This is a genomic window from Snuella sedimenti (assembly GCF_016428595.1).
Classification (GTDB): domain Bacteria; phylum Bacteroidota; class Bacteroidia; order Flavobacteriales; family Flavobacteriaceae; genus Snuella; species Snuella sedimenti.
In genome coordinates, this window is sequence record NZ_JAELVQ010000001.1 from 345,869 (window position 1) to 360,953 (window position 15,085).

Sequence of the window (15,085 nt, forward strand, 5' to 3'; positions counted from 1 at the left end):
GCATCCCGATCGGGATGCTTTTTGTGTTTGATGCCATTTAGTTTAAAATTCCGATTTTTCTTTAACCTCGGTTTCTTTTAAACCTGCTATCGCATTAGCGTCATAATCTACTTCTTTTACTGTTTCTTTGGTCCAGTAAAACCATTTGCCGACTTTCTTCCCATTATCATAATTACCTGAAACAATTTTTTTGCCTTCTGTGTTAAAACTTAACCACTCCCCTTGTAGTTTACCATCTGTTGTGTAAGTCCCTGTTTGGCTTACAACACCATTGTCATGATAGTAAACAACCTCAATAAGGTTTGTTTCTTTATTAAATTTTAAATCTCTCTTTTGCTTTTGTTGCGCAAAAGAAACCACAGTAATGAAAAAGGCAATGAAAATTAAAACTGAATTCTTCATAATTATGGGGTTTTTAACATTTATATATCCAAAGATACGAAACACATAACTTTAAATCAACATTCACATAACATTAATTTAACATTAAGATTGCAGTCCTCTGTTTTAAAAATATTTACACAAAAGAAGACTACATAGTATTAATTAATAATTAGTTAATGTTAACATTACATTCACATTACTTTCAACCCTGATATTTGTTATGTCTTAAGACTAAACAATTAGTTTGTCATATAATCTATTAGTTTTTGTCGACTACATTATTATGATTTCTAATGAGGACTGCCTTGGCCAAGGCAGTCTTTTTTTATAAGTTTAACAATTAGGAAACATTAAGTTAACATTAAGATTGGTTCTTTGCAGCGACAAAAACTAATACTTGATGAAAACTAAAATTATCCATGTGGTAATTGTCTGTTTAGCAATTACTTCATTGAGCGCTCAAGAGATAAAAGCCTCAAAATTTGGAAAAGGACTTCTTAATATTGTAGGTGAAGATAGCACCTGGACCATGAAAGTAGGCTTGCGAATGCAACTTCTTGGGTCTTCAATCTGGGAAGATCACGCCTCTAATGAAACCAGTTTTTTAGCCCGAAGAGCGCGTTTAAAATTCGATGGTTTTGCGTTTAGCCCAAAACTAAAATACAAAATAGAGCTTGGGTTATCCAATCGAGACCAATCTGGTGCTTCTGAGTTTACGCACAATGCTCCCAGGTATATCTTAGATGCCATGCTTAAATGGAATTTCTATGAAAATTTTGAAATATGGTTTGGTCAAGGCAAATTACCTGGTAATAGAGAACGTGTTATTTCTTCTGGTGACCTACAACAAGTAGATCGCTCCTTATTGAATAGCCGATTTACTATAGATCGCGATTTTGGTTTTCAATTACGCCACCATTTCAATCTTACAAACACATTTGTTGTAAAAGAAATATTCTCCTTGGCACAGGGTGAAGGGCGGAACGTAACAACTGGCAATTTAGGAGGCTACCAATATACCGGACGTATTGAGTTGCTACCTATGGGCAACTTTTCCAATAGCAAAGGCGATTACAAAGGAGCTGATTTAAAAAGGGAAAAAACACCCAAACTAGCTATTGGCGTTAGCTACGATCACAACAATAATGCAGTAAAAACCAGAAGTAACCAAGGGTCTTATATGGTAACCGATACCGGATTTTTTGAAACTAACATTAACACCTTCTTTGCAGATGCCATGTTCAAGTACAACGGATTTTCATTAATGGCCGAATACGCCGATAGGGATGCCAAAGATCCTTTTGCCAAAAATTCTGATGGCTCTCCTTTACTGGATAGCAAAGGAAATCAAGTTACTGTTCAAGTGGGTAAAGGTTTAAACATTCAAACTGGTTATTTGTTCCCTTCAAACTGGGAAATATCGGGACGTTATACTTCAGTAAAATTAGACAAGGCAATAACTGGAAAAAATCCGGAAAAACAATATACTTTAGGAATTTCTAAATATATTGTAGGACACAAGTTAAAAGTGCAAACAGATATAAGCCATTTAGCCGTTACTAACGGCAATAATGAATTAATGTACCGATTGCAGTTTGACATACACTTCTAACTAAAAAAAACATAACAATAACTTAACACAACAAACAAAAACACTAAGGATATTTGCAAACTATTTTAAATTAAATTATGGAAAATATATATTTATATATGATAATAGCCTTAGCTATTTTAGCAATTGCTGATTTAGTTGTAGGTGTTAGTAACGATGCCGTGAATTTTTTAAATTCAGCCATAGGCTCGAAAGCTATTTCCTTTAAAACCATTATGATTGTTGCCAGTTTAGGTGTTGCTGTAGGCGCTGTATTCTCAAGTGGTATGATGGAGGTTGCCAGAAAAGGGATATTTAACCCAGGTGAATTCATGTTTAATGAGATCATGATTATTTTCCTAGCGGTTATGATAACGGACATTTTGTTACTCGATTTCTTTAACTCAGTAGGTATGCCAACGTCGACAACTGTTTCGATAGTTTTCGAACTATTAGGTGCGGCTGTAGCAATGGCTTTAATTAAAATAGGTCATGACAATGGCAACTTTTCGGACGTTATAAATTATATCAATACCTCTAAAGCATCCCAAATTATATTTGGGATACTGCTCTCGGTGGTCGTCGCATTTTCAATTGGAGCCATAGTACAATGGTTTTCCAGACTTTTACTGTCCTATAATTTTCAAAATAAAGCCAACTGGGTTGGTGGACTATTTGGAGGCATTGCTTTGACTGCCATTACTTACTTTATTTTCATGAAAGGATTAAAGGGAACCTCATACGCTAAAGAGTCTTTCGATATTTTAGGAGGCAGAACCATGAAAGATTTCCTGGAATCAGAGGTGTTAACAATCGTATTGATTAGTTCTGTATTTTGGTCATTGCTTTCTTATGCGCTAATTACTTTCTTTAAAACCAATATCTACAAGTTAATTATTATCGTAGGCACCTTTGCCTTGGCATTAGCTTTTGCCGGTAACGATTTGGTAAACTTTATAGGTGTTCCTGTTGCCGCTTACAATGCATTTGTAGAATGGTCTGCATCGGGTATTGCAGCTACAGCATTCCCTATGGATGTTCTAGCAGAAAAAGTCCCTACTAATAACTTATTATTATTTGGTGCCGGAGTGGTAATGGTATTAACGCTATGGTTTTCCTCAAAATCAAAAGACGTTGTTAAAACCTCATTAGACTTATCAAGTCAAGGTGACACGAAAGAGCGTTTCCAACCAAACTTTTTGTCTCGTAGTTTTGTAAGAACAGCTATGCTTATGTCGCAAATGTCTTCATACATGCTACCTAAATCTTGGCAAGAGAAAATTGACAAACAGTTTGAGGCACCGGTTATCACTCTTAATAAAGACAAAAAATACGAACTACCGGCTTTCGATTTGGTTCGAGCTGCTGTTAACCTAATGGTAGCCGCAGTTTTAATTTCTATTGCTACTTCTTATAAGTTACCTTTATCTACCACTTATGTAACGTTTATGGTGGCCATGGGGTCGTCTCTTGCTGATCGGGCTTGGGGCGCCGAAAGTGCGGTTTATAGAGTTGCCGGCGTTATAAATGTAATTGGCGGCTGGTTCTTTACTGCATTAAGCGCCTTTAGTGCTGCTGCGCTAGTTGCTTATTTATTGAACTTAAACATAAATGTTATGTTCCCTATCTTATTATTGGCCGCTTTCGGGCTTTTAATAAGAAGTTCTATTGCACATAGCAAACGCGCTAAGGAAGCCAAGGCTGAAGATAGTTTAACAAAAGCCGAAAGCAGTTCTATACAAGGGGTTATACATGAAAGTGCAGGCAACATTGCAAACGTTGTGATGCGCGGTAATAAAATATATACCAATGCCATTAACGGTCTTGCCAAACAAGACCTTATCCTACTTAAAAAGAACAAAAAGCAAATCCTTAAACTATCTAACGAAGTTGACGATTTACGTGACAATATCTTCTATTTTATTAAAAACTTAGATGAATCCAGTGTTGGGGCAAGTAATTTCTACATCCACATTTTAGGATATTTACAAGATATGGTACAATCGTTAGAATACATCACCAAGGTTAGCCATAAACACGTAAACAACAACCATAAAAAGCTAAAATTCAATCAAATTAAGGAATTGAAAGAAGTCGATGCACGTTTTGAACTTTTATTTAACAATACCAAAACTGCTTTTGAATCGCGCTCTTTTGAAGAAATAGGTGTTATTTTAAGTCGAAAAGCCGAAATAACTACTTTGGTAACCGATAAAATTAAAAGACAGGTAGAACGGACACGTACCGAGGAATCCAGTCCAAAGAACACGACTTTATACTTTAGTCTTTTATTGGAAACCAAAGATTTATTAACAGCAACTATGAATCTTTTAGACGAATATTACAACGCGCACGATAGTTCTGTTAAACCAGCTACCATCACTTCAGAATCTGAAGAATAGATAGCTATTCCCATAAATATTTTGATTACAAAACAAAGCGCACGGCAATAATTGCCGTGCGCTTTGTTTTGTATATTTGAAAAAACGTGTTAAAATGAAAACATTACCGTACCTCTTCTTTACCCTGTTAATAAACTTTAGTACTTACAGTCAAAATATTAATGGTCGTGAATTACTCCGCAAAGCCATTCAATATCACGACCCCGGTAATAATTGGGATACCTTTTCGGGATCATTTAATGTTACCATGAAAACCCCAAACCATAAGAACAGAAATAGCAGCATTACTATAGATTTACCGAAGGAACATTTCTATTTAAAAACACACCAAGACACGCTCATTACAGAGTATAAAATTGACAATAATAAGTGTACCATTTTATTAAATGGTAATACAAATCCATCAAACACCCTACTTAAAAAGCATAATATAACCTGTAAGAGAGGGCAGCTTCTTAAAAATTACTATACCTATCTGTACGGACTACCAATGAAACTTAAAGATCCAGGAACCATAATAAATGACACCATATCCCAGAAACGTTTTAATGGTAAAGACTACCTAGTGCTCCAAGTAAGTTATGATAAAACTGTTGGTAACGATGTATGGTATTTTTACTTTAACCCTAAAACCTACGCCATGGAAGTCTATCAGTTCTACAAAACGGACGAAACTGGCAATATTAAAGAACAGAGCGGTGAATACATATTACTTACGGAAGAAATGGTTATTAACGGCATAAAAATGCCTAAAAACCGAGCCTGGTACTACAATAAAGACAGTAGCTATTTAGGCACCGATATACTATCAATGCCCTAATCACTTATATAAGACTCCATAGACGACAAAAATTAGTTTAATCCCCGTAAAATGATAGTGGTACTCCTGAGTTAGACCTACAGGTTTAGTGTAAAAAGCACATTCTATCTGTGTAAATTTAAAGTTGAAATGGCACTACTCTTAGTGCCCTTCTCCAAAAGCTTGCCCCTTATAAGAAAAGGGCTATAAAAACTTCACCCCTATTAAATAATTAACATATATAATGTTTAAGAGTCTTAATATCTCTTCGATTCTGCAAGAATTTAGTACTTCGACAAGCTCAGTAGAGCTATCGAGAAGTGCAATTAGCGGGAAATTTATTTGCCTGCCTGTCCATCTAAACTGGTTTTCGATAGCTCTCCTGAGCCCTTCGATTTCACTCAGGGTTAAACTTAAGTCGAAGTGCACCAAATCAAAGATTCGGCACGCAAACTGACATAAATTCCTTATCCATTATTCACGTTAATTACAAGCTAATAACTACGCTCTACATACTTTCAACTTCTTACCATAGGTCAATGCAACCCTTTTATAGATACTGTAATTTTACGGTAATAAAAGAAAGGCATATATTATGAGACATTTAGAAGTGATGGTAGTGACAGAACAAACTACCGCCCAAAACATTTTAAACTGGAAAGTTACCACAGTAACCAATGTTGAAACTGCGATTGAAAGATTGCAACAACGGCCATATAAAGTGGTGGCGATTTCCGACACCATACCTAAAACCGAAAAAAGCAAACTGCATCAAATAACAGCAGTACTTTATGACGACACAATTATAGTTGAATTTGGTAACGATACGCCTTTAGCTGAAACCGTTAAAAAGGCCTATTGGTCAAAAAACAAACCAGGGTCTCAACGTCATTATTTAGACAATTCGTTTGAAATACAATTGGCAAACAGTATCAATGTAAGTTAAGACAATTATAAATCAATAAACAGAGACACATGAAAACAAGAAGCATAGAAAAAGTAACACCCCCGGGAACGCCACATTTTGTAGGAAACGGCTTTAGGGTACATAACTTTATACCAGGAACATCTACCATGAAACGTATGGATCCGTTTATCATGTTAGATTACAATTCAAAGTATAACTTCCCACCAACCGACAAACCCAAAGGTGTTGGCGTACATCCCCACAGGGGTTTTGAAACGGTAACCATAGCCTATAAAGGTCGTGTAGAACATGGTGATAGTGCTGGAGGCGGCGGTATCATTGGTGAAGGTGATGTACAATGGATGACGGCAGCCTCTGGCGTGCTGCACAAAGAATTCCATGAAACCGAATGGAGTAAAACAGGGGGCGAATTTCAAATGGTACAATTGTGGGTGAACCTTCCCGCTAAGGACAAAATGAGTCCGCCAAAATACCAGGCCATTTCAAATTTAGAAATACCAAAAGTTCCCTTGGCAGACAATACCGGTGAAGTAGAGGTAATTGCAGGTGAGTACAATGGAAACAAAGGGCCAGCATCTACATTTTCACCAATACACATGTACAATGTAAAATTGAAAAAAGGAGCCAAAACACAATTAACATTGCCCGAAAACTATACCACAGCATTATTGATGGTAGAAGGCGATGCCAAAGTAAACGACAGCACCGAGACGCCCCAAGACCATTTTATAATGTTCAGCAATGATGGTGATACGTTTACTGTTGAAGCACTAACAGATACAACCATGTTGGTATTAAGTGGAGCCCCCTTAAACGAGCCCATTGCAGCACATGGCCCTTTTGTAATGAACACCCAAGAGGAATTGATTGAGGCTTTTCAAGATTTCAATACAGGAAAGTTTGGGTATTTAGAAGATTAATCAATTAAAAGTAGCTCAAATAAAGAGCTACTTTTTTTATATCTTTAAGAAAATGAAACGAGCGTTTACATACATTCTTAATTTTTTAATTAATCTATTATTAAATTACAAAAATTTAAACGTGTGAAAGATGAATATATAAACATCCCGCTTTATAAAAACGAAGGAAAAAAGCGTTTCGAAATAGAGATTGATGGCAGCTTTGCCTTTATAAATTATGAAGAAAAGAGCAATCAAATCGCTTTGGTACATACCGAAACCGAACCTGCTTTAGCAGGAAAAGGTGCAGCGGCCGCAGTGGTTGAAAAAACCTTAAATTATATTGAAGCATCCGGAAAAATGCTATTGCCATTTTGCCCTTATGTGTTTGCTTATATCAAGAGACATCCTGAATGGAAACGCATTGTAGATAAACGCTTTAAAGGCTATGATAAATTGTAAAGAACTAATCACTATGGATTGAAACCCCATAGTTAAAAACTAAAGTAAATGTAATAAAATTACAGCCCTGTCTTTGCAGGTAGGCAGGGCAACAACCTTTACCCCTATAACAATGTCCAATACTAAATTAATTATTGAAGAACGCGCTGCCAATATTGGTAATTTTATGGTCGGCCGTTTATTGCCGTTTCGCCAAAAACGTATGGTCGGCCCTTTTATTTTTATCGACCATATGGGACCGGTTTGCTTAAGCGATGAAGAGAATATGGATATTGCCATGCACCCGCATATTGGTCTATCTACATTAACGTTTTTATTTGAAGGTGCCGTAATGCACCGTGATAGTTTGGGTACCGAAATAGAAATTACCCCTGGAGCTGTAAATTGGATGACTGCTGGTAAAGGTGTAGTGCACAGCGAACGGACACCTGAACGCCTTCGGAATTCTAAAAAAATGATGCACGGTTTACAGATTTGGGTAGCCTTGCCCAAAGCCGAGGAACAATGCGAACCCTCGTTTGCACATATTCCAGCAGATACCATTCCGACTTGGCAAGACCAAGGCGTACAATTTAAACTCATAGCGGGCAAAGCCTTTGGAAAAGAGTCGCCCGTTCCAGTGTATAGTCCTTTGTATTTTATAGAACTAAAATCAAATAAAACAAAAACCCTTTCCATTGGTGGTGACTTGTTTGGAGAAAGTGCTTTGTACATTTTAGAAGGCAGTATTACCAGCGATGGCAACACATATGAACCAAAACAATTGCTAGTCGCTAAAGACGCTACACTTTGTGCGTTTGAGATAGCAGCGCATTCAACCATCTATATTTTTGGGGGTACCCCCTTTCCCGAAGAACGTTTTATTGAATGGAATTTTGTAGCTTCAGACAAGGCCATAATAGAAAAGGCAAAAAAAGATTGGCAAGACAATACGTTTCCAACTGTACCCAATGAAACCCTACGCATACCGCTACCACCTCCCAAACGTTTTGGAGGATAATAGATTCAACCCCATAAATCCAATTACATAATATGAAAGCCCATAACGGGCATTTGGCAAGTAATGGCCAACACCAACCGATATAATTAAACTACTAATCACAGGTCAGTACAAAATTTTAAATAGATGAAACGAACATTAATAAAATTTAAGCATTTTTTCACAATAGGGAATGTTTAAAATTTTTAATGTGAGAGCGTAGCGATTGCATACGTTCTCAATTTTATAATTAATATAAAATCAATAAATTATCGAAATTTAAACGTATGAAAACAGTATCAGCAACCATAGGCACACAATTATACAAAACTGAAATACAAGCCAAAAACCACATTATCACTTCAGATGAACCTGAAACAGTTGGTGGTCAAAATTTAGGATTAACACCTACGGAATTACTAGAGTCTGCTTTAGCCTCCTGTTCTGCAATGACCATTCGTATGTATGCAAATAAAAAAGGGTGGGATCTAAAACAAGTCATTATAAATGTAGGCTTTAAACGCAATATCACCACACAGACAGTTACCTTTAAAAAGGGAATAGAACTCATTGGGAATTTGGACAATGAACAACGGCATCGCCTCTTGGAGATGGGGGCTAATTGTCCTATTGAAAAAATGCTGAAGGGAACTATTAAAGTAGAATCTCATTTAAAACAATAATAAACACAAACACATGAAAACAGGTAGATTAGAAGCCTTTAGTGATGGCGTGTTAGCCATAGTTATAACCATAATGGTATTAGAAATGAAGGCTCCTGAAGATACAACTTTCAGGGGGTTACTTTCAGTTGTACCAATATTTATTAGTTATTTGTTGAGCTTTATTTATTTGGGCGTATACTGGAACAACCACCATCACCTAATGCAAGTTACCCAAAAAGTAAATGGCAAAATTCTTTGGGCCAATTTACACTTACTGTTTTGGCTATCGTTGATCCCTTTTACTACAAGCTGGATAGGAGAGCACAATCACCATAACGAAGCCCTACCAGTGGCCACTTATGGCCTTGTATTGCTCATGTGTGCCATTGCTTACTTTATTTTAGAACGGGCACTGGTAATACATCATGATGAAAATTATGCATTGACAAAATTGAGCACAAGAAGTATCAAGGATTATATATCCTTGGGAATATACATTGCAGCCATTCCTCTGGCTTATGTAAACACATGGTTATCCATAGGCTGTTATATCCTTGTAGCCTTGATTTGGATAATGCCAGAGAAACAGCTCGAAGAATTAATGGAGGAAATCGAAGAATAATTCAAGCACCCTGCCATATGGGATTTTGAAACATTAAGTGAGGTTATGGTATGTATCCCAAGACCATTAGTTACGAAATACCAGATATAAAAAAAGAAAAAGTTCGTTTTACCCTTTTTTAATGTCCATAGAATACTTGGCGAACTTATATTGAACTAAACCCTTCTACACTAAAAGCATAACCGTAGTTTAGCCTTTAAGCTAGACAACTACAATATTGTATATTATTCTCCAATGAATTCATAAATCTCCTATTTCACGGGAATAACAATTTCAACGAAAGCCCTGCCTTTTCAAGCGGGCAGACCAGACGTAGAGCGTCGAGGAATTCTTTCGATTAAAATAAATCGAGGATTAAGAGACTGTTTAAAATTCGTTTTTGAAATTTGTTATAGGTCATTTTTTTGCCAATTAAGGCTTTAAAACCGGAGTTTAGCAGCGCTAAATGAGGATTTTCATAACGAAAAGTGGTGAAAAAAGGGACATAACAAAACCAAAAGGTGAAATTTAAACAGTCTCTAAACATCTATAAATCTTTCTGGCTCGTAATTATTGTAAATCCAAAATTTATTATTACAATCATTATGAAAAAAATTTCAATCTTATTATTAGCAGTTTTAATTTTCTCTTGTGTTTCAAAGAAAAAATATGTTGCCCTTCAGCAAGAAAATGGCGAAATTAAAAGCGAACTAACAAAAACCAAGGTTGCTAAAGAAGACTTAGAGACCAAATTCGCTCAAATCCAAGCACGTGTCGATGAGTACAACTCAAAAATAACATCTTTAAAAGAAGATGTTGGCGCTCTTACGGAAGAAAACAACTCAAAAATTGACCTTACCGATAACGGTGCGGTCATTTCTAACAACGCTAAAATAAAAATGCGCGAAACTTTGGCTAATGTTGACCCCAACAAACTAAGTGAAGCAAAAACACTTAAAGATTCTATGAATCTGGCAGTCGCTTATAACTTAGAAAAAACCATGAACAACAGTAATATTAATGAAGATGATGATATTGCTGTAAACATAAACGAAACAGTGGTTATGATCTCTATTTCGGACAAAATGCTTTTTAATAGCGGAAGCTACAGAGTAAGCTCTAAAGCCAATGCTATTTTACAAAAATTGGCTGATGTTATCAACTCAGAACCAAGCTTAGAAGTTATGGTTGAAGGCCATACCGACTCTAGGGGTATTAATACCGAAAAAATAGCAGACAACTGGGATTTAAGTGTTTTAAGAGCCACCTCGGTTGTTAGAAAACTTCAAAACAAATTCAATGTAGCTCCTGAAAAAATGATTGCTGCAGGAAGAAGTAGCTACCAACCTCTTACCGAAAACAAAACAGCTGAACAAAGAGCAAGAAATAGAAGAACACGCATTGTAATTCTTCCTAACATTGATAAGTTTTTCGCTTTAATGTAAATCTCATACACTTACAGCAACAATAAAAAAGCACCTCTAAAAAAGGTGCTTTTCTATTATCTTAAATTGATACTTTCGGCTAAGACCCACACATCAAACAATCGTCACCTTCTGCAGCTTTTGCTTGAGCTATAAGCGCCTTCATTTCTTCGGCCGTCATTGGCTCCGCTTCGGGCATAGCATTTTGCTGCGCAAATTTTGCAGCATTGTTAATGGCCAATTGCTTTTTGGTATTTTGAATAGCAACGTTCTGCTCACTAGCTATTGTTTCTTCAGCAACAGGTTTTGATTTTTTACTGTTATCTAAAGTAAATTTTATAGCATCAACAGCACTTTTGGTCCTTAAATAGTACATTCCTGTTTTTAGACCACTCTTCCAAGCATAGAAGTGCATGGATGTTAATTTAGCCATAGTCGCACCTTCCAAGAATAAGTTAAGCGATTGTGACTGATCTATAAAGTAACCTCTCTGACGGGACATATCTATAATATCTTTCATGCTTAATTCCCAAACGGTCCTATAAAGCTCTTTTATATCTTGGGGAATCATATCAATACCTTGTATTGATCCGTTGGCTCTCATAATTTCCTGCTTTACACCTTCATTCCACAAGCCCAATTCAACCAAATCTTCCAATAAGTGCTTGTTAACCACTATAAACTCACCCGACAATACGCGACGTGTGTAGATATTAGAGGTATAAGGCTCGAAACATTCATTGTTTCCTAAAATTTGAGATGTTGAGGCCGTTGGCATTGGCGCTACTAACAAAGAGTTACGAACACCATGCTTTAACACTTGCTTACGCAGTTTATTCCAATCCCAGTTACCACTTAAATCTTCATCCTTTACCCCCCATAAATTATGCTGGAACTCACCCTTACTCATTGGCGAACCTTTATAAGTTTGATATGGCCCATCGGCCTTAGCCTCTTCCATACTTGCTGTTACAGCTGCAAAATAAAGCGTCTCAAAAATATCTTGATTGAGCTTTTTGGCTTCGTCGCTTGTAAAAGGCATACGTAACTGGATAAATGTGTCGGCTAAACCTTGCACGCCCAATCCAATAGGTCTGTGGCGCATATTTGAATTCTCTGCTTCTTTTACCGGATAAAAGTTTCTATCAATAACCCTGTTCAAGTTCTTGGTTACACGTTTGGTAATTCTAAACAGTTCTTTATGATCGAATGTTCCATTTTTAACAAACATAGGCAACGCTATGGAAGCCAAGTTACATACCGCTACTTCATCAGGCGATGTATATTCTAAAATTTCGGTACATAAATTTGAAGATCGGATGGTTCCTAAGTTTTGTTGATTTGATTTGCGATTAGCAGCATCTTTATACAACATATAAGGTGTCCCTGTTTCTATTTGAGATTCTAAAATTTTCTCCCAAAGTTCTCGTGCTTTAACTGTTTTACGCCCTTTTCCTTCAGCTTCATACTTTAAGTATAGGGTTTCGAACGCCTCACTATGTACCTCATCAAGACCAGGACATTCGTTAGGGCACATTAAAGTCCATTGCCCATCTTCTTGAACACGTTTCATAAATAAATCAGAAATCCACATTGCATAAAACAAATCGCGCGCCCGCATTTCTTCTTTACCGTGGTTCTTCTTTAAATCCAAGAAATCGAAAATATCGGCATGCCAAGTTTCCACATAAATCGCAAAACTTCCTTTACGTTTTCCTCCACCTTGATCCACATATCGCGCCGTATCATTAAATACTTTTAACATAGGTACGATACCATTACTGGTACCATTAGTTCCTGCAATATAACTTCCTGTTGCACGCACATTATGGATAGCCAGTCCAATGCCCCCTGCAGACTGCGAAATCTTAGCCGTTTGCTTTAAGGTATCATAAATACCATCAATACTATCCTCTTTCATAGTTAACAGGAAACAAGATGACATTTGGGGTTTAGGTGTACCTGAATTAAACAATGTAGGTGTTGCATGCGTAAAGTACTTTTTAGACATCAACTCATAGGTTTCGATAGCAGCATCCAGATCATCCATATGGATCCCTATAGACACACGCATAAGCATGTGTTGTGGTCGCTCTGCAATAGCACCGTTAATTTTTAATAAATACGAACGTTCTAAGGTTTTGAATCCAAAATAATCGTATCCAAAATCACGGTTGTATATAATAACAGAGTCCAGTCGTTCTTTATTCTTTTGAATTACGTCGTATACCTCGTCTGACAGTAACGGCGCCTGCTTACCTGTTCTAGGGTTCACGTATGTGTACAGGTCGTGCATTACCTCACTAAAGGTTTTCTTTGTGTTTTTATGTAGGTTAGAAACCGAAATTCTTGCAGCTAGGCGAGCATAATCCGGATGGGTAGTCGTCATGGTTGCAGCAATCTCGGCAGCAAGATTATCAAGTTCACTCGTGGTTACGCCATCGTATAAGCCTTCAATTACACGCATTGCTACTTTTAACGGATCTACTAATTCATTTAGTCCGTAACATAACTTTCGCACCCTAGCGGTGATCTTATCGAACATAACCTGTTCTTTTCTGCCGTCTCTTTTTACTACATACATACTCTTTAAGGTTTTTAGGTTTTCTGACTTCGTTCAGAAAAATGGTTAATTAGTCATTCCAAGTTTTAAATACTAATTTAAAATTAGTAAAACCTAGCTGTTATATTGAATTTATAAACTAGAATGTTTCTTCCGATGTTTCAGACCAAATGAAGCATTTTTGCTTATTTTTTATAAAAGATTTTTAAATTATTTCCATTAAAATGGCGTAATCATTCAATTGAATGATCATTAAAGAACTCAATTAAAAATCGGCATCAAAGCTAAACTTATCTTCCTCTTCATCTTTATTGAGAACACCTGCTTTTTGATACTCAGACACACGCTTTTCAAAGAAATTGGTTTTTCCTTGCAACGATATCATATCCATAAAATCAAATGGATTAGATGTGTTATATTCTTTCTCACATCCTAATTCCTGCAAAAGCCTATCTGTCACAAATTCAAGATATTGCGACATCAACTTAGCATTCATTCCAATTAAACTTGCAGGTAAAGATTCTGTGATAAATTCCCTCTCAATATCCAAGGCATCAACAAGAATCTCTCTAATGCGATCTTTAGGCACTTTGTTTACTAAATGGTTATTATGAAGATGAACCGCAAAATCACAGTGAACCCCTTCATCCCTAGAAATCAATTCATTAGAAAACGTTAACCCTGGCATTAAACCACGCTTTTTAAGCCAGAAGATAGAACAAAATGCACCGGAAAAGAAAATACCTTCAACCGCTGCAAATGCGATTAAACGCTCAGCAAAACTAGGTGATTCTATCCACTTCAATGCCCAGTCTGCCTTTTTCTTAATAGCAGGGAAATTTTCAAGAGCATTGAACAATAAATCTTTTTCCTTTTCGTCTTTCACATAGGTATCTATTAACAAAGAATAGGTCTCACTATGAATATTCTCCATCATTATTTGAAAACCATAAAAGAATTTGGCCTCGCTGTACTGAACCTCATTAACAAAATTTTCTGCTAAATTTTCATTTACAATACCATCACTCGCAGCGAAAAAAGCTAAAATGTGTTTTATAAAATAACGTTCGTCGTCATTTAATTTTGCTGTCCAATCTGTAAGGTCTTGATGTAAATCTATCTCTTCTGCTGTCCAAAAACTAGCTTCCGATTTTTTATACCATTCCCAAATATCATGATGCTGAATTGGAAAAATGACAAAACGATCTTTGTTCTCTTGTAAAATAGGCTCTACTGGCTGTGACATTGATTTTTAGTGATTTATATTTTTATGTTGAATGAAATTTTATATCGGTTTCAGGTTAACAAAGATTGAAAAAAGAGCTCAAAAAAGAAAGATATAGTTATAAACATTGTTAGAAAGTTTTTAACAAGCTCTTAATGTCTAA

13 protein-coding genes are annotated in these 15,085 nt (G+C 36.3%); 10 read left to right on the top strand and 3 right to left on the bottom strand.

Translation table 11 applies throughout. The annotated features are described in order from the left end of the window. Positions 1 to 42: 42 nt before the first annotated feature. Positions 43 to 402, bottom strand: a complete 360-nt coding sequence (locus JF259_RS01385; RefSeq protein WP_199112426.1) for a toxin-antitoxin system YwqK family antitoxin — start codon at positions 400 to 402, stop codon at positions 43 to 45. A gap of 382 nt (positions 403 to 784) precedes the next feature. On the opposite strand from JF259_RS01385, the gene JF259_RS01390 reads away from it, so the two are divergent. From JF259_RS01390 to JF259_RS01435, 10 genes are all read left to right on the top strand, one after another. Continuing rightward, complete coding sequence (locus JF259_RS01390; RefSeq protein WP_199112434.1) at positions 785 to 1,996, top strand: porin; 1,212 nt, start codon at positions 785 to 787, stop codon at positions 1,994 to 1,996. A gap of 77 nt (positions 1,997 to 2,073) precedes the next feature. Next, on the top strand, positions 2,074 to 4,377 hold the full coding sequence (locus JF259_RS01395; RefSeq protein ID WP_199112436.1) for an inorganic phosphate transporter: 2,304 nt from the start codon (positions 2,074 to 2,076) through the stop codon (positions 4,375 to 4,377). Positions 4,378 to 4,471: 94 nt separating this feature from the next. Further along, positions 4,472 to 5,197 carry a DUF6503 family protein gene (locus JF259_RS01400; RefSeq protein WP_199112438.1) on the top strand — a complete coding sequence of 242 codons (726 nt, stop codon included), beginning with the start codon at positions 4,472 to 4,474 and terminating at the stop codon, positions 5,195 to 5,197. A 574-nt stretch (positions 5,198 to 5,771) separates the two neighbouring features. Then, positions 5,772 to 6,122: a hypothetical protein gene (locus tag JF259_RS01405; protein WP_199112440.1), complete on the top strand. Its 351-nt coding sequence runs from the start codon at positions 5,772 to 5,774 to the stop codon at positions 6,120 to 6,122. Between the two features lie 29 nt (positions 6,123 to 6,151). Further along, positions 6,152 to 7,024 (top strand): pirin family protein, encoded by an 873-nt coding sequence (locus JF259_RS01410; RefSeq protein ID WP_199112442.1) that lies wholly within the window; start codon positions 6,152 to 6,154, stop codon positions 7,022 to 7,024. A gap of 123 nt (positions 7,025 to 7,147) precedes the next feature. Next, positions 7,148 to 7,465 (top strand): GNAT family N-acetyltransferase, encoded by a 318-nt coding sequence (locus JF259_RS01415; RefSeq protein WP_199112444.1) that lies wholly within the window; start codon positions 7,148 to 7,150, stop codon positions 7,463 to 7,465. Positions 7,466 to 7,577: 112 nt separating this feature from the next. Further along, on the top strand, positions 7,578 to 8,465 hold the full coding sequence (locus JF259_RS01420; protein ID WP_199112446.1) for a pirin family protein: 888 nt from the start codon (positions 7,578 to 7,580) through the stop codon (positions 8,463 to 8,465). Between the two features lie 266 nt (positions 8,466 to 8,731). Beyond that, positions 8,732 to 9,127, top strand: coding sequence for an OsmC family protein (locus tag JF259_RS01425; RefSeq protein ID WP_199112448.1), 396 nt, complete (start codon positions 8,732 to 8,734; stop codon positions 9,125 to 9,127). A gap of 13 nt (positions 9,128 to 9,140) precedes the next feature. Continuing rightward, positions 9,141 to 9,731: a TMEM175 family protein gene (locus JF259_RS01430; protein ID WP_199112450.1), complete on the top strand. Its 591-nt coding sequence runs from the start codon at positions 9,141 to 9,143 to the stop codon at positions 9,729 to 9,731. A 584-nt stretch (positions 9,732 to 10,315) separates the two neighbouring features. Beyond that, the gene (locus tag JF259_RS01435; RefSeq protein ID WP_199112452.1) at positions 10,316 to 11,155 is read left to right on the top strand and encodes an OmpA/MotB family protein; all 840 of its coding nucleotides are present in this window, start codon (positions 10,316 to 10,318) and stop codon (positions 11,153 to 11,155) included. A 79-nt stretch (positions 11,156 to 11,234) separates the two neighbouring features. Here the strand turns inward: JF259_RS01435 and JF259_RS01440 are convergent, their stop codons facing one another. Together JF259_RS01440 and JF259_RS01445 are read right to left on the bottom strand one after the other, a co-directional pair. Further along, positions 11,235 to 13,718, bottom strand: coding sequence for a ribonucleoside-diphosphate reductase subunit alpha (locus JF259_RS01440; protein ID WP_199112461.1), 2,484 nt, complete (start codon positions 13,716 to 13,718; stop codon positions 11,235 to 11,237). 244 nt (positions 13,719 to 13,962) lie between these two features. Further along, entirely contained in the window at positions 13,963 to 14,943 is a 981-nt protein-coding gene (locus JF259_RS01445; RefSeq protein WP_199112463.1) for a ribonucleotide-diphosphate reductase subunit beta, read from the bottom strand. Between the last annotated feature and the right edge of the window lie 142 nt (positions 14,944 to 15,085).